General features: G+C 48.8%; 1 tRNA gene and 2 rRNA genes. All 3 read left to right on the top strand.

What is annotated here, in order from left to right:
- A 16S ribosomal RNA gene (locus tag DA373_RS15990) occupies positions 1 to 120 on the top strand; the annotation flags it as partial.
- A 223-nt stretch (positions 121 to 343) separates the two neighbouring features.
- Positions 344 to 419: transfer RNA gene (locus tag DA373_RS15985), tRNA-Glu, on the top strand.
- A 361-nt stretch (positions 420 to 780) separates the two neighbouring features.
- Positions 781 to 1,076 (top strand): 23S ribosomal RNA (locus DA373_RS15980); the annotation flags it as partial.

Here is a 1,076-nt window from a genome sequence, read left to right as displayed (position 1 = left end):
GTTGCTCCAGAAGTAGATAGCTTAACCTTCGGGAGGGCGTTTACCACGGAGTGATTCATGACTGGGGTGAAGTCGTAACAAGGTAACCCTAGGGGAACCTGGGGTTGGATCACCTCCTTACCTTAATTCTCAGCGCCTGCTGAGTGTTCACACAGTTTGCTTGATATGCAGAGCGTCTTTGATAAAGGCGTGGTGGTTGGTTTGCCTATAGCCAGCCACACACCGAGTTAAGCCAACCAAGCCAAGTTCAACTACGGTTGTTCTTGCCGCTCGGGTTCGCGTAGCTCACCACTCGCCTTTACCAAAAAATCGTTGAAGCGCAGCTTCAACAACCGATTTTTTGGTCCCCTTCGTCTAGAGGCCTAGGACACCGCCCTTTCACGGCGGTAACAGGGGTTCGAATCCCCTAGGGGACGCCATCTTTAAAGCCGTAAGCTGTAAGCTTTACGCTGTAAGAGAAAACACATCTCTTAAAGCCTAAATCTTAGAGTTTAACGACTCTGCTCTTTAACAATTCGGAAAAAGCTGATGAATAAAAGTAGTTCTTGATACTGCAAGTGTCTTGGAACTTCTTGGCGAAATTTGTTGTAAGCATCAGTCACGATGCAAACAACTCCGCTTAGAAAAGTTGAGCTTTTTATGAGTGATTTCGACGCAGATTCTAGGCGTTGTTAGCGCGAGTCACCTGAGCATAGTCAACTATGTGATGGTGCGAGCGATAACAACAACGACGAAGATGCTAAGAAATAACCATAAAAAACACACTTTTTGGGGTTGTATGGTTAAGTGACTAAGCGTGCACGGTGGATGCCTTGGCAGTCAGAGGCGATGAAGGACGTGCTAACCTGCGTTAAGCACGGGTGAGCTGGTAAGAAGCGCTTGAGCCCGTGATGTCCGAATGGGGAAACCCACCAGACTTGTCTGGTATCGCTAGGTGAATACATAGCCTAGCGAGGCGAACCGGGAGAACTGAAACATCTAAGTACCCCGAGGAAAAGAAATCAACCGAGATCCCCTTAGTAGCGGCGAGCGAACGGGGGCCAGCCCTTAAGCAGCTTGAGGCGTAGTGGAACGGT

This window comes from Oceanimonas marisflavi (genome assembly GCF_003049725.1).
In the GTDB taxonomy this organism is placed as follows: Bacteria; Pseudomonadota; Gammaproteobacteria; order Enterobacterales; family Aeromonadaceae; genus Oceanimonas; species Oceanimonas marisflavi.
Note: the sequence above shows the minus strand (reverse complement) of the source record. Positions and strands in the feature narration are given on the sequence as shown.